The following is a 26,413-nucleotide window of genomic DNA, read 5'->3' on the forward strand; positions in this document are numbered from 1 at the left end:
ATTATCATGTTGCTGCCGCACACACCTTACCAAGGGGGAAGCGTTTATGAGCCAGAGTCAACCTCTGTCGCTGCATGTCCCGGAGCCTACCGGCCGCCCGGGTTGCAAGACCGATTTTTCGTACCTCGACATCCACCCGGCCGGGTCGACGCCCCGGCCACCGGTCGACGTCCGCTACCAGGACACCGCGGAGCTCGCCGCCGGCATGATCCGCGTGCTGGACGACGACGATGACGCCGTGGGTCCCTGGGACCCGGGACTGGGCCGGGACACCCTGCGCTTCGGCCTGCGCACGATGATGAAGACGCGTATCTTCGATGCGCGCATGGTCATCGCGCAGCGCCAGAAGAAGCTCTCGTTCTACATGACGTCGCTCGGTGAGGAAGCCATCGGCAGCGCCCATGCCCTCGCGCTGCGGGATGGCGACATGTGCTTTCCGACCTACCGCCAGCAAAGCCTCCTGATGGCGCGCGAATACCCGCTCGTCGACATGGTGTGCCAGCTGCTGTCGAACGAAGCGGACCCGATGAAGGGACGCCAGCTGCCCGTCATGTATTCCGTGAAGGCGAAGGGGTTCTTCACCATCTCGGGCAACCTGGCCACGCAGATCCCGCAGGCCGTCGGCTGGGCCATGGCGTCCGCGATCAAGGGCGACACGAAGATCGCGTCCGGCTGGATCGGCGACGGCGCCACGGCCGAAAGCGATTTTCACACCGGCCTCACGTTCGCCCACGTGTACCGGGCGCCCGTGATCCTCAACGTCGTGAACAACCAGTGGGCGATCTCCACGTTCCAGGCCATCGCGGGCGGCGAGAGCGTCAGCTTCGCCGCGCGCGGCGTCGGCGCCGGCATCGCGTCGCTGCGCGTGGACGGCAACGACTTCCTCGCGGTGTATGCGGCGTCCTGCTGGGCGGCGGAACGGGCGCGCAACAACCTCGGTCCGACACTCATCGAATGGGTGACGTACCGCGCCGGCCCGCACTCGACGTCGGACGACCCGTCGCGCTACCGCCCCGCCGACGAATGGACCTACTTCCCGCTGGGCGACCCGATCGCGCGCCTGCGCCGCCACCTGACCAAGAAAGGATGGTGGTCGGACGCGGAACACGAGGCCCTGCAGGCCGAGCTGGAAGCGGAAGTCGTGGCCGCGCAGAAGGAGGCGGAACGCCACGGCACGCTGATCGACGGCCGCGTGCCGAGCGCCGCGTCGATGTTCGAGGACGTCTACAAGGAGATGCCCGAACACCTGCGCCGTCAACGCCAACAACTGGGGGTGTAGCGTGAAACGAGACATCGACAACGACATCACCACGACCCCGATGACCATGATCCAGGCCCTCCGTTCGGCCATGGACGTCATGCTCGGGCGCGACGACAACGTCGTCATCTACGGCCAGGACGTCGGCTATTTCGGCGGCGTGTTCCGCGTCACCGACGGCCTGCAGGCGAAGTACGGCACGAACCGCTGCTTCGATGCGCCGATCTCGGAAGGCGGCATCGTGGGCACGGCCGTCGGCATGGCGGCGTACGGCCTGCGGCCCGTCGTCGAAATCCAGTTCGCCGACTACTTTTATCCGGCCACCGACCAGATCGTGTCGGAGGCGGCGCGCCTGCGCTACCGCTCCGCCGGCGATTTCACGGCACCGCTGACGATCCGCATGCCTTGCGGCGGCGGCATCTACGGCGGCCAGACGCACAGCCAGAGCCCGGAAGCGTTCTTCACGCACGTGTGCGGCCTGCGCACGGTGATGCCGTCGAACCCGTACGATGCGAAGGGCCTCTTGATCGCGGCGATCGAGAACGACGACCCGGTCATCTTCCTGGAACCGAAGCGGCTGTACAACGGCCCGTTCGACGGCCGCCACGACCGCCCCGTCGTATCGTGGTCCAAGCATCCGAAGGGCGAAGTCCCGGAAGGCTATTACACGGTCCCGCTGGACAAGGCCGCGGTGTTCCGCGCAGGCAGCGACCTCACGGTGCTCACGTACGGCACCATGGTATGGGTGTCGGAAGCGGCCGCCATGGAAACCGGCATCGACGCCGAGATCATCGACCTGCGCACCCTGTGGCCGCTGGACCTGGAGACGGTGGTGGCATCCGTCAGGAAGACGGGCCGCTGCGTGGTCGTGCACGAGGCGACGCGCACGAGCGGCTTCGGCGCGGAGCTGGCCGCGCTCGTGCAGGAGCACTGCTTCTACCACCTGGAGGCGCCCATCGAACGCGTGACCGGCTGGGACACGCCGTATCCGCACGCGCAGGAATGGGCGTATTTTCCGGGGCCAAGCCGCGTGGGCGCGGCATTCAAGCGAGCGATGGAGGCCTGAGGATGGGACATCATGTGATCAAGATGCCGGACCTGGGCGAAGGCATCGCGGAAGTGGAAGTCGTCGCGTGGCGCGTGCAGCCGGGCGACACCGTCGTCGAGGACCAGGTCCTGGCCGACGTCATGACGGACAAGGCGACCGTCGAGATTCCGTCGCCGGTGCACGGCACGGTCGTGGCCCTCGGCGGCAAGGTCGGCGAATCGCTGGCCGTCGGGGCGGAGCTGATCCGGCTCGACGTCGAAGGCGCGGGCAACGCGCCGGCGGCCGCGCAACCGGCGCCCGCGGCCGACGAACCGGCCGACGTGCCGCACGGCTTCGTGCCGGAGCCGCCGCGCGTGGCGGAAGCGGCGGCGAGCGTCGCGGAGGCGCCGGCCGTCGCGGCGCCCCCGCAGCGCCCCGCACCCGCACCCGCACCCGCACGAACACCGGCGCCTGCCCCGCGTCCGCCCGGTGAAAAACCGCTGGCCGCGCCCGCCGTGCGCAAGCGTGCCTGGGACCTCGGCATCGAACTGCAATACGTGGCCGGCAGCGGTCCGGCGGGACGCATCACGCACGCCGATCTGGATGCGTACCTCGCCGGCCATCGCCGCGGCCACGCGGCGGCCGCGGACGAACGCTATGCGCAACTGGAGGGCGAGGAAGCGATTCCCCTGATCGGCCTGCGCCGCAAGATCGCCGAGAAGATGCAGCTGGCGAAGCGCCGGATACCGCACTTCACGTATGTCGAGGAAGTCGACGTGACGGAGCTGGAGGCCTTGCGCGGCCAGCTGAACGCGCGCTATGGCGAGGAACGGGGCAAGCTCACGTTGCTGCCGCTCTTGATGCGCGCCGTCGTCCTCGCCGTGCGCAAGTTCCCGGAAGTGAACGCGCGCTACGACGACGAGGCGAACGTGGTCACGCGGTATCAACCCGTCCACATCGGCATCGCGACGCAGACGGACGCCGGCCTGATGGTGCCCGTCGTGCACCATGCGGAGGCGCGCGATCCGTGGTCCAGCGCGACCGAGATCGCGCGCCTGGCCGACGCGGCCCGCCACGGCAAGGCGGCGCGCGACGAGCTGTCCGGCTCGACGATCACGATCACGAGCCTCGGCGCGCTGGGCGGCATCGTCAGCACGCCGGTCATCAACCATCCGGAAGTGGCCATCGTGGGCGTGAACCGCATCGTCGACCGGCCCGTCATCCGGAACGGCGGCATGGTGGCGCGCAAGCTGATGAATCTGTCGTCGTCGTTCGACCACCGCGTCATCGACGGGATGGTGGCGGCCGAATTCATCCAGACGATCCGCGGCTACCTCGAGTCGCCGGCTACCCTGTTCGTGGAGTGAACGCATGGCGATCAATATCGAAAACACGACGCTGCTCGTCATCGGCGGCGGCCCGGGCGGCTATGTCGCGGCGATCCGCGCCGGCCAGCTCGGCATTCCGACCGTGCTCGTCGAAGGGGCGGACCTGGGCGGCACGTGCCTGAACATCGGCTGCATCCCGTCCAAGGCCCTGATTCACGCGGCGGACGCGTTCCACCAGGCCGCGAGTCATGCGCACGACTCGCCGCTCGGCATCCGCGCGGGCGCGCCGACCATCGACATCAACCGCACGGTCGCGTGGAAGGACGGCATCGTCAAACGGCTGACGGGCGGCGTCGGCGCGCTGCTGAAAAAGAACGGCGTGAAGGTCGTGCAAGGCTGGGCGCGCATCGTGGACGGCAAGACGGTCGAAGTGGGCGATCTGCGCATCCGCTGCGAGCACCTGCTGCTGGCGACCGGATCGGCGCCCGTGGAACTGCCGTTCCTGCCGTTCGGCGGTCATGTCGTGTCGTCGACGGAAGCGCTGGCCCCGGCGACGCTGCCCGAACACCTGGTGGTCGTCGGTGCGGGCTATATCGGACTGGAACTCGGCATCGCCTACCGCAAGCTGGGCGCGCGCGTGACGGTCGTGGAAGCGGCCGGCCGCGTGCTGCCCGCCTACGACGATGAACTCGTGAAGCCCGTCGCGACGAGCCTCGAGCGTCTGGGCATCGACGTCCACCTGGAGGCCAGCGTGATGGGCCTGACGGACGACGGCAGCGGTGTGCGCATGAAGAACGGCGGCGGTGACGAGGCCGTGCTGGCGGCGGACCGCGTGCTCGTCGCCGTCGGCCGCCGTCCGCGCACGGAAGGGTATGGCCTGGAAAGCCTGCTGCTCGACATGAACGGGCGTTTCGTACGCATCGACAACCAGTGCCGCACGTCGATGCGCAACGTGTGGGCGATCGGCGACCTGACGGGCGAACCGATGCTCGCGCACCGTGCCATGGCCCAGGGCGAGATGGTGGCCGAACTCATTGCCGGCAAGCGCCGCCACTTCGCGCCGGCCGCAATTCCCGCCGTCTGCTTCACGGATCCGGAAGTGGTCGTCGTCGGCATGACGCCGCAGGAGGCCGCCGACCTGGGGAGCGACTGCATCGCGGCGAGCTTCCCGTTCGCCGCGAACGGCCGCGCGATGACGCTCGCGTCGACGGATGGTTTCGTGCGTGTCGTCGCGCGCAAGGACAACCACGTCATCGTCGGCTGGCAGGCCGTGGGCGGCGCCGTGTCCGAGCTGTCGACGGCGTTCGTGCAATCCATCGAGATGGGCGCGCAGCTCGAGGACGTGGCGGGCACCATCCACGCGCATCCGACCTTGGGCGAAGCCGTGCAGGAAGCGGCGCTGCGCGCGCTGGGACAGGCGCTGCACATTTGAATGATGGCACGAGCCCACACGACCTGATGAATAGACGCACGGGCGAAACCGCGTCGCCCCCGACGCGATGCCGCCCGTGCCGCGCACCAGGCCGCTGGCACGCCCCCGATCCCGGACCAGGCCCGGGCCTTGCTACTTCGTTACCTGCGCTTGGTGGCGCCGCCCTGCTCCGCGTCGCTGTCCGACTGGCGGCTGCCCGCGTTGCCGGTGCTTAAGCTGCCGATGCCGCCGAGCCCCGTCTGCAGTTCGCCCGCTTCCTCGCCGACATAGCCTTCGCCGTCGCGTTCCGCGTCGTTGCTCAGCAGGTCGTCCGTGCGGCCTTTTTGCAGATTGCCGCCCGTATCCGATTGCGCATTGGTGCCCGTGCCGCCGACGCCCAGCGTGCCGGCCGCGCTCGAGCCGTCCTTCGTCACCTGATCGTAGTTGCGCCCTTTGGCGTCCTTGCCTTCGCTCTGCATGGACATGGGATTCTCCATTCGTTCGCGTTGACGACCATCTTAATCCTCTGGATCCTCCGGGCTATAGGCATGCACGCGGCTGGCTTGTAGGACATGTCGGGCGAGAATGCGTGCAGGATATGCTATAAAAGTGTGTTGCAATCATTAAAAGACGCATGAACGAACCGAACATCCTGGTGGTCTTCGCCCACCCGGCGCCGCACCGCTCGCCGGTCCACCGAAGCCTGGCCGAGACGGCGCGCGCGCTGCCCGGCGTCGAGTTGCGCGACCTGTACGAGCTGTATCCCGACTTCGACATCGACGGCGAGCGCGAACGCGAATTGCTGCGCGCGGCCCACCTGCTCGTCTTCCTGCACCCGTTCCGCTGGTACGGCATGCCTGCGCTCGTGAAAGAATGGATGGACGTCCTGCTGCAGCCGGGCTGGGCATATAACGACGACAACCACACGGGCGAATGCGCGCTGCGCGGCAAAAGCTTCTGGCTCGTCACGACGACGGGCAGCGGGCCGGACGCTTACCAGCCCGGCGGCCTGCACGGCCGCCCGTTCACGGACTTTCTCGCGCCGTACGAGGCGACGGCCGCGCTGTGCGGCATGGACTGGATCGCGCCGCTCGTCATGCACGGATCGGCCCAGGCGACGCCGGAAGCCGTCGACGCCCTCGCGGCCGAGTTCCGGCGCCGCCTCGAAGGATACGCGGGTCTGGCGAACGCCGCCGCGGAGGAGCGTGCGCATGGAACATAACCTCCTGCAAAACGCGGTCGTCTACCTCGGCGCCGCCGTGCTGGTCGTGCCGCTGGCGAAACGCCTGGGCATGGGCGCCGTGCTGGGCTACCTGGTGGCCGGCATCCTGATCGGGCCCTTCGGCCTGCGCTTCGTCGCGGACGGCGAAGACGCCCTGCACTTCGCCGAATTCGGCGTCGTGCTGCTGCTGTTCCTGATCGGCCTCGAACTGGAGCCGAGCCGGCTGTGGGCGCTGCGGCGCCCGATCTTCGGCTGGGGCGGCGCGCAGGTCGCGGGCGTCGCGGCCGGCCTGTTCGGCGCGGCGCTGCTGGCCGGGATCGATTGGAAAGTCGCGCTGATCGCGGGCCTCGGCCTGTCGTTGTCGTCGACGGCGATCGCCCTCGCCTCGCTGGAGGAACGCAACCTGATGCCGACGCCGGCCGGCCAGGCCGGCTTCGCGATATTGCTGTTCCAGGACATCGCCGCGATCCCGATGATCGCCATCGTGCCGCTGCTGGGCGTGCCGGAATCGGCGGGCGGCGGAGGCAATGCGTGGATCGCCGCGCTGAAAGTCGCGGGCGTCCTCGCAGGCCTCGTCGTCGCGGGCCGGTTCCTCATCCGCCCGCTGCTGCGCATCATCGCGAAGACCGACACGCGCGAGATCTTCACGGCATTCGCGCTGCTGCTCGTCATCGCGATCTCGCTGCTGATGCAGTGGGTGGGCATGTCGATGGCCCTCGGCGCCTTCATGGCCGGCGTGCTGCTCGCCGATTCCGAATACCGCCACGCGCTCGAGACCGACCTGGAACCGTTCAAGGGCCTGCTGCTCGGGCTGTTCTTCATCGCGGTCGGCATGTCGGTCGACTTCGCCGTGTTCCTTGCCCAACCGGGCCTCGTGCTGGGCCTCGTCGCCGCCTTCCTCGTGATCAAGGTCGCGGTGCTGTACGGCCTGTCGCGCGGCCTGGACATCGCGCGCGGCCAGCACCTGCAGTTCGCGCTGCTGCTCGCCCAGGGCGGCGAATTCGCGTTCGTCGTGTTCGGCGCCGCGGCCACCGCGCGCGTCTTCTCGCCGGACGTCGCGTCCATCCTCGTGGTGGTCGTCGCACTGTCGATGGTCGTGACGCCGCTCGCGCTGATGGCCTTCGACCGCCTCGCGGCCGCGCGCGAATGCGCGGGCGGCAAGCGCGAGGCCGACCGCATCGAGCCGAACGAAGACCACGTGATCGTCGCCGGTTTCGGCCGCTTCGGCCAGATCGTCGGCCGCTTCCTGCATGCGAACCACGTGCGTCTGACGGTGCTCGACCACGACCCGGACCAGATCGAGGTGCTGCGCCATTTCGGCTTCAAGGTCTTTTACGGCGACGCGACGCGGCCCGACCTGCTACGCGCGGCGGGCGCCGCGAAGGCGCGCGCCGTCGTCGTCGCCATCGACGATATCGAGGACAGCTTGAAACTCGTCGACGCCGTGCGCCGCGAGTATCCCGACCTGCCCGTGTTTGCCCGCGCCCGCAACGTGACGCATTACTACCAGCTGATGGACCGCGGCGTGGAGCTCATCGAACGCGAGACGTTCGAGGCGGCGCTGCGGCTGGGCCGCTCCGTGATGACGGCGGGCCTCGGCCAGAGCGCGTACGCGACGCGCCAGGCGGCCCTGAAGTTCAGGCGCTACAATAAGCAGACGCTCGACGCGGTCTACCCGTATTACAAGGACCGGGAGGCGTTCGTGTCGATGGCCAAGCGGGCGCGCGAAGAGCTGGAAGCGATGATTTCGCGGGACCGCAAGGCGTTCGACGAAGAAACCGGCAGCGACTGGGATTGATGCAGGGTGGGCGGCTCCGCCGTTCACGCATTCGAACCACGTATGAATCGCCGCGCGGGCTTACATGCGACGCCTGGGCGCGTGGACGGACGAGCCGTCCACCCTACGGGGCTGCCTGATCGGTCCACGTCGGGCCGGGCGTGGATGGCGTGTCGCCGTTCCAATCCAGCCGGTCGATGCACATGCGCCGCGCCGTCTGCGCCAGATCCCAAGCGTGGTACACGATCCACGTCGTGCTGCCGTCGGGCGACACGGTGAACGAGTTATGGCCCGGCCCCAGCAGGGTGCCGCCCTTCGGCGTGCGCATCAGCAGGGCTTCGTGGCCGCCCTCGGGCCGCGCGTACGGTCCCAGCGGATGGTCCGCGACGACCCAGCTGACGCCGTAATTGTCGCGCTCCCACGCGCCGCCGCTGTAGAAGCAGTAGCAGCGGCCGTCGTGCTGCAGCACGGCCGCGCCCTCCACCGTGTGCCAGTCGTACACGGCCCCGTACATGTTGCGGCCCTTGCGGAACACATGCCAGTCCTCGTGCGGGCGCACGACGACGCGCGGCTCGCCCGCGAGGGTCGTCATGTCGACGAGGCGGTCGACGACGATGCCCGTGCCGACGCGGTAATCGCCTTCCGTTTCGAGAAAGTCGACGCAATAGAACAGATACCACTGGCCGTCGTCCGCACGGAACGGGTGGGCGTCGATGGCGAATGGCCGGTCGGGCACGAGCAGCTTGCCGCTGTCGGCGAACGGCCCGGCCGGGTGGTTTGCCACGGCCACGCGCAGCTTCTGGTCCGTGCCCTCCGCGGCCGAGCCGGCCGAGTAATACATGTAGACCCGTCCGTCGTGGCTCGCCACTTCCGGGGCCCAGTAATGGGATTCGCCGATCGGCAGCAGCGCGTGGCCCAGCGGTTCCCAATCGACGAGATCCGCCGAGCGCAGCACCGGCACCTGCAGCCCGTCCGGCGCGCCCGGCCCCGTGCCATACGCGTAGTAGATGCCGTCGTGACGGAGCACGAACGGGTCCGCGAACACGTCGGGATACACCGGGTTGCGGTACGTCTTCATCGTCATAACGAGAACCGCAGGCCGAGACCGTACGTGGTCGGGTTGTAGCGGATGTCGCGCGGGATCATCGGCGACTGCAGGTAGCTCTCGTACTTCTCGTGCGTCAGGTTGATCGCGTCTAACTGCAGCGACACGTTCTTGCTGAAGGCGTACGACACGCTCAGGTCGACATACGTGCTGGCCTTGACGATGCGGTCCATATTGAAGCGCGGCTCGGCGATCTGCTCGACGTAGTCGCCGCGGTGCGTGGCCGTCAAGCGTCCCGTGATGCCGTTCCCCTCGTACAGCAGCGCGAAGTTGTAGTTCTTCTTCGCGACGTTCGTCAGCGCCGTCGTGCGGTATGCGGTGCTCGTGGGCGAAACGAGCGTCTGGTTGTCGCCGTCGATCCAGGTGTAGTTGAACTGGGCGCCGAGATTGCTCCACGGGCCGGGCAGGAAGTCGAAGAATTTCTGGACGCCGAATTCGGCGCCGCGCAAGGTGCCCGTGCCGGAATTTTGCGGACGCGTCACGCGATAATTCTGTCCGCCGATGACTTCGTTCGATTCCATGTTCTGCAGATAGCCATTGATATCGCGGTGGAACAGCGCGATCTGCGCGTAGCCGTTTTTCGGGAAGTAGTATTCGAGCGTGGCGTCCGTGTTGATGGAGCGCGTGGGCCGCAGGTTCGGGTTGCCGGCCGAGCCGGTGCCCGGCGCGTTGACGGTCGGCGGAATCAAGGACAGGGCCGGGTTCAGCGACACGAAGTCGGGCCGCGTGATCGTCTTGCCGACGGAAAGGTGCGATTGCAGGTTCTCGCGCCAGCCGGCGACGGCAGCAAAGCTCGGCAGGAAGTTGTTCTCCGTCGAGCTGACCGCGATCGGTGTCACCACGTCGCCGATGCGGCTGTTGCCGTTCAGGTTGCGGGCCACGCGGACATAGCGCCCGCCGACCGTGCCGGACAGGTCCACGTCGCCCGCCTTCGTCTTCCAGCGCGCGGCCAGGTAGACGGTATTCGTGCTTTCGCGCTGTTCGAAGGTGCGGGTCGGATCGATCGCCACGCGGCCCGGCGCGGCGCCGTAGAACGCGCGCACGGCGTCGGCCTGGTCGATCAGGAAGTCGCGCGACGGCGTGAGCCACGGGCCGCCCAGGCGGTCCAGGCCCGGCACCATCGCTTCGAAACCGGGGCCGAACGCGTCGACGGGATTGGCGCGCACCGCGCCCGAGATATCGCTGTGGCCTTCCGCGCCGTGGAAGCTGGCCAGGTGGTTCGACAGGCGCAGGCCGGCGTCGATGCCCGAGAAGAAACCGTCGCCCAGCCGGTACGACGCGTCGCCGCGCCACTGCACCTGCTCGCCCTTCGAAATGCCCCAGTTCTGCACCATCCCGCGCAGCACGAACGCGCGCGGGTCGCGCAAGGCGTTGGGGCTCGCGGGCGTGCTCACGCTCGCATAGCCGCCGTGGCCGTCGGCGCCATAGGTGTAGACGCCGACGCTGGCGCCCGGGATTTGCTGGTCGACGATCACCGTGTCGTTCACGAAGGTCGACTTCGTCCAGCCGAAGTTTGAGCTGGCCTTCCACGGACCCTCGCGATAATTCAGGCCCAGGTTCAGGAAGTGCGTCGTCGTGTGTTCCTTCACGCCCCACGTCGACGTGGCCGTGTACGGGTCCCAGTCGTACGGCCCGCCGAACTGCTTGGCTTGCGCGTACGCCGACTGGATCGGGCACACCACGCCTTCCGGCGTGTTGCAGTAAGCGCCTTGCGGCGCCATCTGCACGTTGTACAGCGTCGGCGTCCACGTCGTGATGGCGAGGATGTAGTCGACCGCGCTGCGCGCGCGGTAGCCCGTGCCGAGGTATTGCACGTTCGCTTCCAGGGTTGGATTCACCTTCCATTGCAGGGCGCCGTGGATGCTGCCCCGGTCGCGGTCGCCCGCGTTGTAGATGCCGCCGACGTTCGGCAGTTCGCCCAGGCGGGCGCCCGGCGTGAGCGGCGCGAGAGGGCCGTCGTTCAAGCGGGTGCCGACGCCGTTCGCATCGACGGAGTGGACACGGTCGGGCCGGTCCACCCACTGCACCGGATAGCCCCAGTGCTCGCGGTTGAACGCGACGTCGAACAGGGCACCGATCTCGCCATAGCTCGTGTTCCAGCGGTTGCTGACCGAGAAGCCGCCGCCCGGATTGTTCTTCGTGCCCGTCGCACTGGACCCCGTCACCTTCTGGCGGCGGTCTTCCACATAACCCGTCAGGCTCAAGCCCTTCAGGTCGAACGGCTGGCGCAGCCGGACGTCGATGCCGCCCGCGATGCCGCCTTCCAGCTGGTTCGGCGTCGCCGTCTTGTACACGTCCAGGCCGCCGATCGATTGCACCGGCAGGTCCTGGTACTGCAGCCGGCGGCCGTTCCCCGTGAAGTACTCCATGCCGTTCAACGTCGTCGTGACGTCCGGGAGGCCGCGGATGATGACCTGGCTCGTCTCGCCGCGGTCGCGACCGACCTGCACGCCCGCGATGCGCTGCAGGGCGTCGCCAGCGGCGCGGTCCGGGAATTTGCCGATGTCTTCCGCGTTGATCGAGTCGACGACCTGCACGGAATCGCGCTTGATCGCCTCGGCGCTGCGGATGCTGCTGCGCAGGCCGGTGACGGTGACCTGCTGGACCTGGGTCGCCGGCGTTGCCTGATCGTCATTGGTCTGCGCTTGGACGGCGTGTGCGCACAGCGCAAGGATGCCCGCGCACACGGGCCGGAGCTGGAACGTGGTCATGCGTATCTCCTCATTATTAGTAATAAGTTTTATCAGGAAGCTAACGCAAAAAACGGCGGACCGACGCACGCTTGAACCCGCTTTTCGGGGCGTTTCAGATCCGTGGCGGAGCGACGGAATCCCGCGCCACCAGAGGGCATTCCATCTTGATGACGGGTCTGGAGGTGAGATTCGTGCGCACTTGCGCGATGAGAGAATCGGCCGCCCAGCGGCCCATTTCGTAGTTTGGTAACAACACTGTGGTCAGCGGCGGGCGCGTGTAGCGTGCGATATCCTGGTCGTCATAGCCGACGATGGACAGGTCGCGCGGCACCGTCAGGTTGCGTTCCCGGGCGGCATCCAGCGCGCCGATCGCCATCAGGTCGTTGGCGCAGAACAACGCGGTGGGGCGCTGCGGCAAGTCGAGCAGGCCCAGCGCGTGTTCGTAGCCGGCCGCCACCTGCCAGTCGCCGGCGCGGACGAGGACGGGGTCGAACGGGATGTCCGCCGTCGACAGCGCCTGCCGGTACCCCTTCAGGCGCTCGGCCGCCGCCTCGATCCAGTGCTCGCCGTTGATGAAGCCGATGCGGCTGTGGCCGTTTTCGATCAGGTGCATCGTCGCCGTGTAGCCGCCCAGCAGCTCGCTGGGCACGACGGACGCGCGGGCGCGGTCGCGCGTGTGGCAGTTCAGCAGGACGACGGGCGTGCCGGACAGCGCCGCCGGCACCGTCACGGCGCGCGTGAAAATCGTGGAATAGATCACGCCCAGCAGCCCGGGATGGCCGAGCATGCGGGCGAACACGGCCGCTTCCAGCTCGGGATCGCCGCGCGTGGCGAACACGGCGACGAGGCAGTCATGCTCCCAGGCGGCGTCCTTGGCGCCGTCGATGGTCTGCATGGCGTGCGGACTCGTCGTCAATTCGTCCGTCAGGTAGACGATCAGGTTGCGCGTTTGCGCCACGCTTGCTCCCTGGTGCGCGTGGCGCTCGACCGGGTAGCCGAGCTCGCGCGCGATCCGCAGCACGGTGTCCCGCGTGACCTTCGACACCTTCGCGCCGCTCATGTGATTGATGACCAGCGAGACCGTCGACTGCGACACGCCGGCCAGCTTGGCGATGTCGGTCATCGTGGGACGGCGGGTGCGGGGCGGCCGGGTCATGGGCGATCTTGTTGGCAAATTTATATCGACAGCACAACATTATCACTAATTATTACCGGCCGCCAGCACGGCGCGGCCGCTAGTCCGTGACCTCGAAGGCGACGTCGAGCACGTCGAGTTTGTACGGCCGATCGCCGCCGGCCCCGCCATGCCCGGCCGCGCCCTGTTCGAGCCGCGCCCGCACCTGCGCAAGGTAGTCGGCGCGCGCCTTGCGCAAGACGTAATCGCGGAAGTTGGCCTGCTCGAGTTCGCGCCAGGCCGCTTGCCGGGCGGTGTCCGAACGCGCCCGGGCCGCCTCGAACGAGGCATCGGTGATGACGGCGTCCGCCGCCGTCATCAATTCATAGCCATACGTGCGCATGTAGTCGCGCGCCAGCGTTTCGATCACGCGGATGTCGTCGAGGCTCAGCTGCTGCTTGAATTTATCCGCGTTGGCCGGGATCGGCGCGAAGCAGTTCGACGCCCACAGGGCCGACAACCTGGAAATCTTGCGCGCTTCCGGCGAATGCGCCACGTCGAGCATCTCCGGCAGAAACTCGATGCCGATGAAACCGCACACGCTTTTCAAGGTCGCCTCCTGGTCGCCCAGGAAATCCTCATAGCGGATCGTCAGGACCCGGTCCGGATAACGCGCCAGCAGGCTCGCCGCCGCGTCGTGGGCCTGGACCCAGGTACGGGCGTTGAGCGTGCTGTCGAAGTCGTGGATGATCGCGCGGTTCATCGATGCCACCTGGCCGCGCGGATCGCGCACGACGTTCAGGAACAGCATGTCCGGGAACAGGCGCATCAATTCGTCGGCGTAGTGGACGCTGTCGAGCGACTTGTCCATGACGATCTTCGCGCCCGTCCGCTCGCCCGCGCGCAGCAGCAGTTCCCATACGATGCGGTGCACGCTGCGCGGCTCGTGCCGCAGCTGCTCGAAGATCTCGACCGGGTCGTACACCATGTCCGGCCATTTGACCATGCTGACCGCCTGCAGCCCGACCACGTCGACGACCAGCCTGAAATAGGCGCGGTCGTCCTCCAGGTCGCCGTACAGGGGCACCAGCGGCATGAAGTCGACGATGTGCAACGGATACGGCGAGTGAAATTCGGGATTGAAGTTCATCCGCAGCCGCAGCGCGTGGCTGCCGCAGCGGCGCAGCGGCATCATCAGCAGCGGGCGGGGCCGCTTATTCACGTTTGCCGTGTTCGAATCCATGCTATCTCCTCAGAGTAGAAAAAAACCGATCGCGCCGCACAGCGGCACGACCCAGAATGCTTCGATGCGCCAGCGCAGCATCAGCGCGAGCGCCAGCGCGAACAACACGGGCGACAGCCAGACCGGCGCCGCCATCCTCCCGATGGCGAATGCCGCCGCGATCACCATGCCGGCGCCGGCCGCGCGCACGCCGCGCAGCGCCGACCGGACCGCGCCCGACGCGCAGCAGCGCTGCAGCCCGTGTGCGCAACCGACCATCAGCACCGCCGTCGGCGTGAACACGCCCACGGTCGCCGCGACCGCGCCGGCCGGGCCGCCCACCTTCAGGCCGATGAACGCGGCAGCGATCAGCACCGGACCCGGCGTAAGCTGCGTCAGCGCGATCGCGTCGGCGAATTCGCGCGCCGTTACCCAGCCATAGGTGTCGACCACGGCATGCTGCAGGACGGGAATGGAGACGTACCCGCCACCGAACATCAGCAGGCTCATGCCGCCGAAGGCCGCCAGCAACTTGACCGGCACGGCGGCCTGCGCGGCGAACAAGGGCACGAGCACCACCGGCGTCGCGAGCAGGACGCCGGCCCCGCCGCGCGCGCCCGGGGTCGCGGGCGCACCGCCGGCTTCGCGGAACCAGAGGCGCCCGATCAGCGCCGAGGCTACGACCACGGCCAGCGTCGCCGACAGGCCGGGCCACGTCAGCAGCAGGATGAGCGCGCCCGCGGCCAGCAACGCCTCGCGCCAGCCGGCCACCGCGGCGCGGCACATGCGCCAGCCGGCGGCCAGGACGACGGCGGCGACGGCGGGCATGATCCCCATGAACAGCCGGTCCGCCTGCGGCAGCCGGCCCCAGCGAAAATACAAGGTCGCCAGCAACACCATGAACGCGAAGGCCGGCAGCACGGCGGCGCACACGCTGACGCATGCGCCCGCCGCGCCGCGCAGGCGGTAGCCGACATACGCGACCGTGTTGATCGCCACCGGACCGGGCAGGACCGAAGCGAGCGTGACGCCGTCGAGCACGTCCTGGTCCGTCAGCAGGCCGCGTCGTGTCACGACGGCGTGCTGCAGCGCCGACACCATCGACATATAGCCGCCGAAGCTGGTGCAGCCCACCCGCAGGAACAGCGCGCACAAGGACGCGAGCGACGGCGCACCCGCCTCAGCCCGCATGCGCCCGCCGTCCGCAGCCGGCGAAATAATCGGCGAACGCGTGCACGAAACGGTCGACGTCGGCCGCGGGCAGCCGGTTGATGCCGGCGGCCGCGCGGCGCCCGCCGCCGGCGAAACGCTCGCACAGTACGTGCGCCGCGTGCGTCGCCGGCTCGCCCGACCGCACGCTGACGACGTACGTCCCGTCCGGGCATGGCGTCAGCACGGCGAACGCGCTCTCGCCGCCCGTGGCCGCGAGCCGGTTGGCGAAGGTCCCCGACACCCGCCGCGACCAGCAGGCATCGGGCAATACATAGACTGCGCCGCAGGGCCACTGCGCGTATGGCCGCAGGTCGTCCATGCGCGCGGCGTCGTCGCGATAGCCCTCGACCAGCATGCGGTACTGGTCGGAGGCGTCGATGAACTCGAACGGGTCCGCGTATGGGCGCAGCGCCAGGTACAGGGCGTCCGGCGCCAGGTGCAGGTCGTCGACGCACTCCCCGTAGGCGTTATAGTTCAGGACCGTGCCCAGTTCCGCGATGGCCGCGATCTGCGCCTCGCACCAGCCCATGGCCTGTGCCAGGCTGCGCGCCGGCCCCGCCAGGTTGTCGCCGAAAGCGGCGGCGATTGCCCACGGCCGGTAGCGGCCCGCGAGATGGCGGTCGACCAGCAGGCTGGTGCACACGGTCGGCGCGTCGTCCCAATACACGCACAGGCGCGGATGGGCGAACGCCTGGCGGGCGGAGTGGTGGTCGAACCAGGTCACGTGGGCGCCGGCGTCGAGGAGGCGCCGCAGAGGCGCCGCGTTCGCATCGATGGCGATGTCGAACACCGTCACCTCGGCGCCGGCGCCGCAGGCGATCCTCTCCAGCAACGCCACGTCCCGCTTGACGCCGGTGACGAGGGTGCTCTCGCCCGGATGGGCCAGGCGCCATTGATGCTGGGCGCAGATGCCGTCGGCATCGCCGTTGAAAACGTCGAAACGCGCGATCCCCATGGCTACCCCAGGCGCCGGGCAAGGTGGTCGTACAGCGCGCGCGTCGCTTCTTCGATCGACATCCGGCTTGTGTCGACCGTGATATCGGGATGTTCGGGCGGTTCGTAGGGCGCGGACACGCCGGTGAAATTCGCGATCTCGCCGGCGCGCGCGCGCGCATACAGGCCCTTGGGGTCGCGCGCCTCGCACACCGTCATGGAGGTGCTGACGTGGGCCTCCACGAAGCGGTCCGGGCCGATGATCTCGCGCGCCGCCTGGCGGTCCGCGCACAACGGCGAGATGAACGCGGTCACGACGAACAGGCCGGCTTCGTTCATCAGGCGGGCCACCTCGGCCGTACGGCGGATATTCTCGCGCCGGTCGTGGGCCGAAAAGCCCAGGTCGCGGTTGAGACGGTGCCGCACGTTGTCGCCGTCGAGCACGAAACTCGGGTGTCCCCGCTCCAGCAGCAGATGTTCCAGTTCGTAGGCCAGCGTCGACTTGCCTGCCCCGGACAAGCCGGTCAACCAGATCGTCGCCGGCTCCTGGCCGAAATACCGCCGCCGATGCACCGCGGTCACTTTGCCGGGATGCCAGTAAATATGCGGCGTCGCCAGTCCGTGCCCGCCCTTCACTTCTGCCTCGTGTACCGCCACCTCATTGCTCATCACCACTCCTGTGAATTGCCGATCTCAGGCTGCCAGAAACTTCTCAGTCGATCGCCACGCGATGCGCGGCACCGTCCGGCCGGCTTAACCGACCTTCCTGCGCTCGCTGCGCCGCACCGGGTGCACCGCGGCGCCGCGGCTGGACGGCAGTCGCACCACCGGCGCAAGCGGCGGTTCGGCGCGCGTCGTCACGCCATGCGCGGCACCGCGCTCGGCGGCGGAAAGCAGGAATACACTGACCACGTGGGCCAGGTGGTCGGCCTGCTCCGTCATCGACTGGGCGGCGGCGGCCGCCTCTTCGACCAGGGAGGCGTTCTGCTGGGTGACGGTGTCCATCTGCGTGATGGCCTGGTTGACCTGGTCGATGCCCGACGCCTGCTCGTCGCTCGCCGCCACGATCTCGGACATGATGTCGGTCACGCGCTTGATGCTGTCCACCACTTCATGCATGGTCGCGCCGGCCTCCTCGACGAGTTTGTTGCCGGAATCGACCTTGTCGACCGAGTCGGAAATCAGGGCCTTGATTTCCTTGGCGGCCGCCGCGGAACGCTGGGCAAGGTTGCGCACCTCGGTCGCGACGACGGCGAAACCGCGCCCCTGTTCGCCGGCCCGTGCCGCCTCGACGGCGGCATTCAGGGCCAGGATATTGGTCTGGAACGCGATGCCGTCGATGACGCCGATGATTTCGACGATCTTCTGCGCCGACTGGTTGATCGCGCCCATCGTGTGGACCACCTGCGACACGACGTTTCCGCCCTTCTCGGCGACGTGGGATGCCGACACCGCCAGGTTGTTCGCCTGACGCGCATTGTCGGCGTTCTGCTTGACGGCCGACGTCATTTCCTCCATCGACGACGCGGTCTCCTCGAGCGAGCTGGCCTGCTGCTCCGTGCGCGCGGACAGGTCCAAGTTGCCGGCTGCGATCTGGGCCGAGGCGGTCGCGATGGTGTCGGTACCGGTGCGCACCTGGCTGACGATACGCGCCAGGCTGTCGCGCATCGACCGCATGGCATACATGAGGCTGGAGTCATCGTGCGGATGGGTGTCGATCTCGACCGCCAGGTCGCCGGCCGCGATCTGGCCGGCGACCCGCACCGCTTCCGTCGGTTCGCCGCCGAGCTGGCGCAGCAGGCCTCGCGAGATCAGCCAGGCCGCCAGGCCGCCGGTCGCCAATGCCAGCACGCCGAACGTGATCATCAAGGTCCGGGCGGATCGATAGGCATTGTCCGCATCGCTCAACGCCACATCGTTCAGTTGTTGCTCGAACGCGGCCAGCTCGCGCAGCAGCGCCCACCACTTCTTTTGCACGGGGCGGAATTCGAAACGCACCAGTTGGTACGCCTCGTCCTTCTTGCCGTCGAGCGCGAGCTGGACGGCGCGCGGATAAAAGGACGCGGCCAGCGCCGCCTGCTCGCCGATCTGCTTCAGCAGTTCCTTCTCCTTGTCCGTCGTGGAGGGAATCGACGAGAACATGGTGTCCAGGTCCCGCGCGGCGTTGGCGTACTTCTTCGACTGTTCGCCGACGCGATCGATCTCCATCTGGACTTCCTTCTTGTTGGCGCTGTCGAGGAGAATGAGATTGCGCAGCGCGAGCGCCCGTTCCGTGACCGTCAGGTCCATCACCGAAGCCAGGCGGGCCTCGACGTTGTTGATCTTGGTGATATCGTCGGCCTGGGACTTGATGAATGCCATCCGGTTCAGGCCAAGCACCGAGACGACGACGAGCAGGACGGACATCAGGCCGAAACCGATGCCGAGGCGGCTGGAGACGCGCAACTGGTTGATGTTCATGCGGCGCCCGCCTTAAAAAAACCTATCGGAAACGCAGCCCTTCCATTGCCTGAATGTCCCAGCATGTGACCTCCTTATGAGTTTTTCGATTTAGCTGATCATATAATTTAATAGTTCCTTTCGGCAATTATTTTGTTCAGTAACTTTGTAATTATGTTGTCGTTGCATCCATACACTCAGAGGCGCTGCGGTCCGCTCCCCTGCTCCGACAACTGGTCCAGCGGATTGCGCAGCTTGCACGCCTCGATCGACAGGCAGCCGCAGCCGATGCAATCGTCCAACTGGTCGCGCAGGCGCGTCAGCTGCGCGATGCGTTCGTCGAGCTCGCGCCGCCACAGACTGGAGAGCCGGGTCCAGTCGGCCTTGGTGGGCGTGCGTTCTTCCGGCAGCGATGCCAGCGCGTTGCCGATCGCCGCCAGCGGGATGCCGATGCGCTGCGCGACCTTGATGACGGCCACGCGGCGCAGCACGTCGCGCGCATAGCGCCGCTGCCCGCCGCTGCTCCGCACGCTCGCGATCAAGCCTTTCGATTCATAGAAATGGAGAGCCGACACGGCCACGCCCGCGCGCCGTGCGACCTCCCCCACCGTCAGATGCCGCCCGATGTCGGCCGGATCCAGTTTTCCCATTCGCCCCCCTTGACCTCAAGTGAAGTTGAGGTTCTACACTGCTTTCCATCGACACGCAAGTGAACGCAACCACGAGGAGAGCCGCATGAACGACACCCTGAGCACCATCGAGACGAACAAGGCATTGGTGAAAACGTTGTACGAGGATTGCATCAACGGGCGCGACCTGGACCGGCTGGAAACGCTGATCGCGCCCGATTTCCTGGGCGCGCGCGGCGAACGGGGCCCGCGCGAATTCCGCGCGACGATTGAAGCCGTGCTGACCGGTTTTCCCGGCGTGCGTTTCGAGTTGCACGACCTGATCGGCGAAGCGGACCGGGTGGCGGCCCGCTGGACCTTCCGCGCCGTGCACGGCGGCCGCTTCGTCGGCATCAAGCCGAGCCTCGCCGAAGTGACGCAGGAAGGGAATGTGATCTACCAGATCCGCGGCGGGAAGATCGTGCGCGCCTGGCTGCAGGCGGATCGGCTGGGCGTGCTGCAGCAGATCGGCGCGGTGCCGCGCACGTTCGCGGAGGCGAGCGGGCAGCGGCCGATCTGAACGTCGTTCCCGCGGAGGCGGGAACCCATACTGACTACCAGAATTCGGTAAATCTGCAGCGTTACGGCGTGCTTTGCAAAACGACTTCGAGAGCTCAGCATGGGGCCCCGCCAAAGCGGACGGCCAGTCCGGGGACGGCGTCTAGGAAGCCGCCACCCGCTCCCGCAGCGCCGGCAACGCCGCCCCGTGCTCGTCGAACAGCCAGGCCCGCGCCGGATCGAAACGCAGCCGCACGGCCGCCCCCGGTGCCGGCAGCGGCACGTCGGGCGGGCACTTGGCCGACACCATGCCCTCCACGCCGTCGACCTGGACATACGCCAGCGTCACGTCGCCCAGGTATTCGACGAGCGCCAGGCGGCCCGGAATGCCTGTGTCCCCGTCCGTCGCGAGGCGCAGGTGTTCGGGCCGCACACCCAGCGTCAGGCGCGCGTCGGCCGCGGCCTGGCTCGCGTCCGACGCCACCTGGGCCATGCCGCCGCCCGGCACGCGCACGGTCGCGAGGCCGCCCGTGTGGCCCGCCAGGGTCGCGGGAAAGGCGTTCATGCGGGGCGAGCCGAGGAAGCCCGCCACGAACAGGTTGGCCGGCCGCTCGTACAGTTCCAGCGGCGTGCCGACCTGCTCGATGCGCCCGCCGTTGAACACGACGATCTTCTGCCCCAGCGTCATGGCCTCGACCTGGTCGTGCGTCACATAGATCATCGTGGCCTGCAATTCCTTGTGCAGACGCGCCAGTTCGACGCGCGTCTGGGCGCGCAGCGCGGCGTCCAGGTTCGACAGCGGTTCGTCGAACAGGAACACCTCGGGCTTGCGCACGATGGCGCGGCCGATCGCGACACGCTGCCGCTGGCCGCCGGACAGCGCCTTCGGCTTGCGGTCCAGCAGGTGATCGATCTGCAGGATCTGCGCCGCGTGCCGCACGCGCTGGGCGATCTCCGGCTTCGGCACCTTCGCGAGCTTCAGGGCGAACCCCATGTTCTCCGCGACCGTCATGTGCGGATACAGCGCATAGCTCTGGAACACCATCGCGATGCCGCGCCGGGCCGGCTCGACGGTATTGCTGACGACGCCCCCGAGTTCCAGGGTGCCGTCCGTGATGTCTTCCAGGCCCGCGATCATGCGCAGCAGCGTCGACTTGCCGCAGCCGGAGGGCCCGACGAAGACGACGAACTGGCCATCCTCGATGTCCAGGTCGACGCCCTTGATGACGGGGTTGTCGCCATACGTCTTGCGGATGCCGCGCAGCCTCACCGATGCCATAACGTCTCCCTGCTCCTTATCCTTTCAATCCGCTCGCCGCGAGGAAGCCCTGCGTCACGCGGCGCTGGAACAGCACGTACGCGAGGGCAACCGGCAAGGCGCCGAGCACCGCCGCCGCCATCAACTGCGCATAGCGTACACCGAACGCGTCGTAGGTCTGCGTCAGTCCGAGAGGGATCGTCATCATGTCGTTCGACGTGACGATGATGAACGGCCAGAGAAAATTATTCCACGCCGCGATGAACGTCACGATCGCCATCGCCCACACGATGTTGCCGGATATCGGCCGATACACGCTCCACAGTACACGCAGCGGGCCCGCGCCGTCCATCACGGCGGCTTCGCGGAAGTCGGCCGGAATCGCGTCGAAGAACTGCTTGAACACATAGATCACGACCGGCGAGACGACCTGCGGCAGCACGATGCCGGCATACGAGTTGACGAGCCCCAGCTGGTGCATCGTGCGGAACAGCGGCACGAGCAGCGCCTCGAACGGCAGGAGGAAGCCCAGCATGGCGATGCCGAAGACGATGCCGCGGCCGCGAAAGCGCAGCTGCGAGAACGCGTATGCGGAGGTCAGGCTGATCGCCATCGTCACGACCGTCACCAGCAGCGCGACGACGAAGCTGTTGAACAGCCAGCGCACGACGTTGCCGGCGCCCAGCGTCTTGCGGTAGGCGTCCAGCGTCCAGTGCTGCGGCAGCCAGTGGAAGCTGGCGGACACGGTCTCCAGCTCCGGCCGCAGCGACGTGGAGAGCGCCCACAGCAGCGGGAATGCCCACAACGCCGCGAGCAGGATGGCGCACAGCGCGCCGGCAATCGTCCAGAACGAGGCCTTCATGCATCCCTCCCCGCCAGCCACTTGACGATCCACGCCTGCAGCAGCGACAGCAGGATGACGATGGCGACGAACGCCATCGCGACGGCCGCCGCATAGCCGGCATCGCTCTGCGTGAACGCCGTCTCGTACATATAGTGCAGTGCGACGCGGGTCGTGTTGAACGGACCGCCGCTCGTGAGGATATAGGTCTGGCCGAAGACTTTCAACGAGGCGATCAGCTGCAGGATCACGGCGGTCGACACCACGGGCCGCAGCGCTGGCCACGTGATCGTGCGGAACAACGTGAAGCCGCGGGCGCCGTCCAGCGCGGCCGCTTCGTACAGCTCGGCCGGGATATTGCGCAGGCCGGCGAGGAACAACAGCATGTTGAAGCCGACCGTCCACCAGATCGTGCCGATGGCGACGGCCGGCAGCGCCAAGTAGGGGTCGGCGAGCCACGCGCGCTGGCCGCCGAGGATGTGGTTGACGACGCCGGACGACGGCTGCAGCATCCAGTCCGCGATCAGGGTCATCACGGAGATCGGCAGCACGAACGGCAGGAAGAACGTGCCCTGCAGCCAGCCCCGCGCGCCGGTGAACCGGTCGACGAGCATGGCCATCAACAGGCCGAGGGCGCACAGCGGGATCACCGTCAGCAGAGAAAAGTAGAACGTGTTGCCGACCGAGTCCCAGAACGACGGGTCGTGCAGCAGGGTGTGATAGTTGTCCAGGCCGACGAAGGCGCTCGTGCGCGTCAGGCTGCTTTCCGTGAGGCTGAGCCAGAACGTTTCCAGCGCAGGCAGGAAGAAAAACAGGCCGAAGGCCACGAGGAATGGTGCCAGCAACAGCCAGGCCGGGAGCGTGTCGTCCCTCGCCGTCGTGGGACGGGTGTCGGGAGCAAGGATGGTATCGTCGCGCTGCATGCGGGCCTCAATAGCGCGGCGGACGCTTGCGCACGAGGCGCGCCGCCTCCGTCTCGAACCGGTGCACGGCCTGCGCCGGCGTCAGGTAGCCGTACAGCGCGGCCGGCAGGAATTTCGACGCGATCGCTTCCAGCGGCCCCGCCGCCCCCATGTACCAGCCGTCCGGGTCGTACACGACGTCGTTCGCGGCTTGTGCATACATCGCGTTCGGCATCAGGCTGCGCGCCCGCTCGGATTCGGCCACCGGCCGATACGCCGGGATGTGGCCGCCCTCCGCCCACCCCAGCGAATGCTTGCTGACGTACGCCACGAAGCGCAGCACGGCCCGCACTTTTTCCGGCGACGGCTCGTGGCCGGGATTCGCGGGCAGCGCGAATCCGTGCGAATCGGCCCACGTCGACGCGTTCGCGTACAGCCGCGGCAGCGGCACGATGCCGTAGTCGAAACCGAGCGTGCCCGCCTTCGTCGCACGCACCAGTTCCGGCACTTCCCACACGCCGTTCAGCATGAACGCGGCGTTGCCTCCCATGAACTGGCTCGTCGATGCGGGGTAGTCGAGGCCCGATTGCGCGTAACCCTTCGTGAACCAGTCGCCGATCCGCGCCAGCGTGGCGGCGCCGGCCGGGCCGTACGTGAAGCGGCCGTCCCTGATGATCGTGACGTTCTGCTGCGCCAGCATCGACAGCCACAAACGCCAGATCGCGTACGAACTCTGGCTGCTTTCCATCGTCAGGCCGCGCCGGCCCGTGCGTTCCGTGGCGGCGCGGAACGCGTCCGTCAGCGCGTCGACGCCTTCGATGGCTTTCAGTTTGCCGTCGGCGTCGAGCAGCCCCGCCTTGCCGGCGAGCGTCTTGTTGTAATACAGGACGAGCGGGTGCACGTCCAGCGGCACGGCGTACGTCCTGCCCTCGTACTGGGCCTTGGCCCACTGGCGCGGCAGGTAGTCGTCGCCGCGCAGGCCCGCGGTCGCCAGCTCGCCGGGCGAGATCGGCCGCAGCACGCCGCCGCCGGCCAGGTTGACGATGCGCGACAGGTGGATGGTCGCCACGTCCGGCCCGGCCCCCACGACGGAGGCCGTGATCAGCTTCGTATAAAAGGGTTCGCCCCACTTGAGGGTCGTGCTGACCACGCGCATGTCGTGCTGGCTGGCGTTGAAGTCGTCGACCAGCGCCCGCATGCGCGCGCCGTCGCCGCCCGAGAGCAGCGTCCACATCCTGACTTCGACCTGCGCCCGCGCGGGCGCGCCTACGCCCGCCAGCACGAGGAACAGGATCGCGACCAGCGCGGCGGCGCGCGGAAATCCGCGTCGCGCCACGTTGTCTCCTTGTCGTTGTACACAGTGTCAATACCCGCAGGGTGGGCACCCTGTGTCCACCCTACAGCGCGGTCAGGCGGCTTTACGCCGGGCGCGCGCTCCGGGAGCGCCCCGCCCGCGCCGTTCGAAGCCCGGAGGACCCGCGGACGGTCCCGGCTCCGTCGGCGGCACTTCCGGCTCCGTCGCTTGCGGGGGCTGGCGCTCTCCCGGATAGGCTAGCACTTCTGCCGTTTCTCCGACGCGCGTCCACTCGACGGGGAAATCGGGCCCGCGCCTGGCGCGCCAGCGCTGGCTGTGGCCGAGCGGGTCGAGCACCCAATCCTGCAGGTGCGCCTGCGGCCCGCGCGTGGCCTGGGCCAGCGCTTCGATGGGTGCTTTCGGAATGCGGTCTTCCGTCAGCAGGCCGTTCTTTTCGAGGAAGGTGTCGGTGAGCTGCGTGTAGCAGAAGCCGGACAGCGGCCGGCAGGCGTGGACGGCCGCCATCAGCTGCTGGTAACGGGCCAGCAATTCCTTGCCGTCCTTGGCGACGGAATATCCCCAGCCCGCCTCCTCGCCGGGTTTCATCATGGCAATGCCGCCGAATTCGGACAGGAACAGCGGACGGCCCAGCCCCGTGTAGCCGTCGATGACGAGGCGGCGCCGGTCGGGCTGCACATGTTCCAGCGTGTAGGCGACGGCGTCGCGGCTGCCGTAGCGTTCCAGCAGCACGGCCGGGTCCTGCTCGTAGTCGTGCACGCAGACGAGGTCCCCGCACGGCATCTCCCAGCCGTCGTTGCCGACGACGGGCCGCGTGCCGTCCAGCGCCCGCGTCATGTGGTACAGGGCGCGCACGAAGTCGACCTGGCGCCGGTCGTTCATCAGTTCCGGCACGCCCCACGATTCATTGGTCGGCACCCACGCGACGATGCACGGGTGCGAGATGTCGCGTTCGACGAGTTCCTTCCACTCTTCCATCACGCCGTGGATCGTCGCGCTGGAAAAACCGTACGCGGACGGCATCTCGCCCCACACGCACAGGCCCAGCACGTCGCACCAGTACAGCCAGCGCGGGTCCTCGGACTTCTGGTGCTTGCGTACGCCGTTGAAGCCGAGGCGCTTGATGAGCAGGACGTCGTGGCGCAGCTGGTCGCTCGACGCCACCATCAGGCTGTCCGGCCAATAACCCTGGTCGAGCACCATGCGCAGGAAGTAAGGCCGGCTGTTGAGCACGAAGCGGTCGCCCTCCACGCTCACCGTGCGCAGCGCCGTGTAGCTCTGCACGCTGTCGATGAGGGTCCCGTCGGCCGCACGGATCTCGATTTCCGCATCGATCAGCTGCGGACTTTCCGGGCTCCACATCCACAGGCCGCGGGCGTCGTCGATGCCGGGGTCGGGCAGCTGGAAGATGCGCGACAGGCGCGGCCCGGTCAGCAGGCAGCGGTCGTTGACGAGCAGCCGCTCGCCCAGCTTGAGCGTGACGTTGGCCATGCCGCCCGCCGGCACGTGGGCGATGTCGGCATCGAGGCGGATCTGCCAGGCGGCGACGTCGGCCGTCCAGCGCAGCTGCGCCACATGGGCGCGCGCGACTTTTTCGATCCACACGGTGCGCCAGATGCCGCTCGTGCGCGGATACCAGATCTTGTGCGGCTCCGCCTCCCAATCCATCTTGCCGCGCGCCTTGTGCATGTCCTGCGGGTCGTCCTCGGCCTGCACGGCGATCTCCAGGATCGAGCCGTCCAGGTGGCGCGTGACGTCGAGCGAAAACGGGCTGTGGCCGCCGCGGTGCTCGACGGCGAAGCGGCCGTTGACCCAGACGCGGGCGCGGTAGTTGACGGCGCCGAAGTGCAGCATCAGCCGTTCCTCGGGCCCCGGGACGAGGCCGGGGTCCAGCGAAATCTGGCGCTTGTACCAGATGCGCCGGCGGAAGCCGCGGTCGTGCAGGCCGCTGGCGCGCGCTTCGGGTGGATACGGGACGACGATCGTGCGGTCGAATGGCACCTCGGCCGGGTCGACATACGCCGCGGCATCGTCGAGCATGGCCTGCCAGGGGCCGTCGAGGCTGCGCCAGGCGGCGCGCCGCAATTGTGGGCGGGGATATTCCACGTTTGCGCTCCTTCTTCTGCTTACGACCTACTCTATGAGCCGTCGATCGCGCTGGCAAGGGCTTTCACGCGCCGTTACAAAGCGCTT

At 67.9% G+C, this 26,413-nt stretch carries 22 protein-coding genes; 7 read left to right on the forward strand and 15 right to left on the reverse strand.

What is annotated here, in order from left to right; translation table 11 throughout:
• The first annotated feature begins 46 nt into the window (after nucleotides 1-46).
• The 4 genes from BVG12_RS04910 to lpdA are packed head-to-tail and all read left to right on the forward strand — an operon-like array spanning nucleotide 47 to nucleotide 5,045.
• Nucleotides 47-1,279, forward strand: coding sequence for a 3-methyl-2-oxobutanoate dehydrogenase (2-methylpropanoyl-transferring) subunit alpha (locus tag BVG12_RS04910; protein WP_075791439.1), 1,233 nt, complete (start codon nucleotides 47-49; stop codon nucleotides 1,277-1,279).
• 40 nt (nucleotides 1,280-1,319) lie between these two features.
• Nucleotides 1,320-2,324, forward strand: a complete 1,005-nt coding sequence (locus tag BVG12_RS04915) for an alpha-ketoacid dehydrogenase subunit beta (protein WP_075791440.1) — start codon at nucleotides 1,320-1,322, stop codon at nucleotides 2,322-2,324.
• A 2-nt stretch (nucleotides 2,325-2,326) separates the two neighbouring features.
• Complete coding sequence (locus BVG12_RS04920) at nucleotides 2,327-3,652, forward strand: dihydrolipoamide acetyltransferase family protein (protein WP_075791441.1); 1,326 nt, start codon at nucleotides 2,327-2,329, stop codon at nucleotides 3,650-3,652.
• A 4-nt stretch (nucleotides 3,653-3,656) separates the two neighbouring features.
• Nucleotides 3,657-5,045 (forward strand): dihydrolipoyl dehydrogenase, encoded by a 1,389-nt coding sequence (gene lpdA / locus BVG12_RS04925; protein ID WP_075791442.1) that lies wholly within the window; start codon nucleotides 3,657-3,659, stop codon nucleotides 5,043-5,045.
• A 140-nt stretch (nucleotides 5,046-5,185) separates the two neighbouring features.
• Here lpdA and BVG12_RS04930 read toward each other — a convergent pair whose 3' ends face one another.
• Nucleotides 5,186-5,509 (reverse strand): hypothetical protein, encoded by a 324-nt coding sequence (locus BVG12_RS04930; protein ID WP_075791443.1) that lies wholly within the window; start codon nucleotides 5,507-5,509, stop codon nucleotides 5,186-5,188.
• Between the two features lie 149 nt (nucleotides 5,510-5,658).
• On the opposite strand from BVG12_RS04930, the gene kefF reads away from it, so the two are divergent.
• A complete protein-coding gene (gene kefF / locus BVG12_RS04935; RefSeq protein ID WP_075791444.1) occupies nucleotides 5,659-6,246 on the forward strand; it encodes a glutathione-regulated potassium-efflux system oxidoreductase KefF in 588 nt (195 codons plus the stop codon).
• Nucleotides 6,236-8,044 (forward strand): glutathione-regulated potassium-efflux system protein KefC, encoded by a 1,809-nt coding sequence (gene kefC / locus BVG12_RS04940; RefSeq protein ID WP_075791445.1) that lies wholly within the window; start codon nucleotides 6,236-6,238, stop codon nucleotides 8,042-8,044. The genes kefF and kefC overlap by 11 nt, the downstream gene beginning before the upstream one ends.
• 103 nt (nucleotides 8,045-8,147) lie before the next feature.
• On the opposite strand, the gene BVG12_RS04945 is transcribed toward kefC, so the two are convergent.
• From BVG12_RS04945 to soxR, 9 genes are all read right to left on the reverse strand, one after another.
• Nucleotides 8,148-9,107: a glycoside hydrolase family 43 protein gene (locus tag BVG12_RS04945; RefSeq protein ID WP_075791446.1), complete on the reverse strand. Its 960-nt coding sequence runs from the start codon at nucleotides 9,105-9,107 to the stop codon at nucleotides 8,148-8,150.
• Nucleotides 9,104-11,839 carry a TonB-dependent receptor gene (locus tag BVG12_RS04950; protein WP_075791447.1) on the reverse strand — a complete coding sequence of 912 codons (2,736 nt, stop codon included), beginning with the start codon at nucleotides 11,837-11,839 and terminating at the stop codon, nucleotides 9,104-9,106. Before BVG12_RS04950 ends, BVG12_RS04945 begins: the two co-directional genes overlap by 4 nt.
• A 94-nt stretch (nucleotides 11,840-11,933) precedes the next feature.
• Nucleotides 11,934-12,977 carry a LacI family DNA-binding transcriptional regulator gene (locus BVG12_RS04955; RefSeq protein WP_075791448.1) on the reverse strand — a complete coding sequence of 348 codons (1,044 nt, stop codon included), beginning with the start codon at nucleotides 12,975-12,977 and terminating at the stop codon, nucleotides 11,934-11,936.
• A gap of 79 nt (nucleotides 12,978-13,056) precedes the next feature.
• Complete coding sequence (locus tag BVG12_RS04960; protein WP_075791449.1) at nucleotides 13,057-14,178, reverse strand: sulfotransferase family protein; 1,122 nt, start codon at nucleotides 14,176-14,178, stop codon at nucleotides 13,057-13,059.
• Nucleotides 14,179-14,187: 9 nt separating this feature from the next.
• On the reverse strand, nucleotides 14,188-15,348 hold the full coding sequence (chrA, locus tag BVG12_RS04965; RefSeq protein WP_075791450.1) for a chromate efflux transporter: 1,161 nt from the start codon (nucleotides 15,346-15,348) through the stop codon (nucleotides 14,188-14,190).
• On the reverse strand, nucleotides 15,338-16,324 hold the full coding sequence (locus BVG12_RS04970; RefSeq protein WP_083684579.1) for a hypothetical protein: 987 nt from the start codon (nucleotides 16,322-16,324) through the stop codon (nucleotides 15,338-15,340). The genes chrA and BVG12_RS04970 overlap by 11 nt, the downstream gene beginning before the upstream one ends.
• 2 nt (nucleotides 16,325-16,326) lie before the next feature.
• Complete coding sequence (gene cysC, locus BVG12_RS04975) at nucleotides 16,327-16,971, reverse strand: adenylyl-sulfate kinase (RefSeq protein ID WP_075791451.1); 645 nt, start codon at nucleotides 16,969-16,971, stop codon at nucleotides 16,327-16,329.
• A gap of 84 nt (nucleotides 16,972-17,055) precedes the next feature.
• Nucleotides 17,056-18,762, reverse strand: coding sequence for a methyl-accepting chemotaxis protein (locus BVG12_RS04980; RefSeq protein ID WP_075791452.1), 1,707 nt, complete (start codon nucleotides 18,760-18,762; stop codon nucleotides 17,056-17,058).
• A 176-nt stretch (nucleotides 18,763-18,938) separates the two neighbouring features.
• Entirely contained in the window at nucleotides 18,939-19,391 is a 453-nt protein-coding gene (gene soxR, locus BVG12_RS04985) for a redox-sensitive transcriptional activator SoxR (RefSeq protein ID WP_075791453.1), read from the reverse strand.
• Between the two features lie 85 nt (nucleotides 19,392-19,476).
• Between soxR and BVG12_RS04990 the strand changes: the two genes are divergently transcribed.
• Entirely contained in the window at nucleotides 19,477-19,929 is a 453-nt protein-coding gene (locus BVG12_RS04990; protein ID WP_075791454.1) for an ester cyclase, read from the forward strand.
• Nucleotides 19,930-20,070: 141 nt separating this feature from the next.
• On the opposite strand, the gene BVG12_RS04995 is transcribed toward BVG12_RS04990, so the two are convergent.
• From BVG12_RS04995 to BVG12_RS05015, 5 genes are all read right to left on the reverse strand, one after another.
• The gene (locus tag BVG12_RS04995) at nucleotides 20,071-21,186 is read right to left on the reverse strand and encodes an ABC transporter ATP-binding protein (RefSeq protein WP_075791455.1); all 1,116 of its coding nucleotides are present in this window, start codon (nucleotides 21,184-21,186) and stop codon (nucleotides 20,071-20,073) included.
• Nucleotides 21,187-21,202: 16 nt separating this feature from the next.
• Nucleotides 21,203-22,027: a carbohydrate ABC transporter permease gene (locus BVG12_RS05000; protein ID WP_075791456.1), complete on the reverse strand. Its 825-nt coding sequence runs from the start codon at nucleotides 22,025-22,027 to the stop codon at nucleotides 21,203-21,205.
• Nucleotides 22,024-22,929, reverse strand: coding sequence for a carbohydrate ABC transporter permease (locus BVG12_RS05005; protein WP_075791457.1), 906 nt, complete (start codon nucleotides 22,927-22,929; stop codon nucleotides 22,024-22,026). The genes BVG12_RS05000 and BVG12_RS05005 overlap by 4 nt, the downstream gene beginning before the upstream one ends.
• 7 nt (nucleotides 22,930-22,936) lie before the next feature.
• Nucleotides 22,937-24,244, reverse strand: a complete 1,308-nt coding sequence (locus BVG12_RS05010; protein ID WP_229503806.1) for an extracellular solute-binding protein — start codon at nucleotides 24,242-24,244, stop codon at nucleotides 22,937-22,939.
• Between the two features lie 72 nt (nucleotides 24,245-24,316).
• On the reverse strand, nucleotides 24,317-26,326 hold the full coding sequence (locus tag BVG12_RS05015) for a glycoside hydrolase family 2 protein (RefSeq protein ID WP_229503807.1): 2,010 nt from the start codon (nucleotides 26,324-26,326) through the stop codon (nucleotides 24,317-24,319).
• Between the last annotated feature and the right edge of the window lie 87 nt (nucleotides 26,327-26,413).

Source organism: Massilia putida (genome assembly GCF_001941825.1).
Lineage (GTDB): Bacteria > Pseudomonadota > Gammaproteobacteria > Burkholderiales > Burkholderiaceae_D > Telluria > Telluria putida.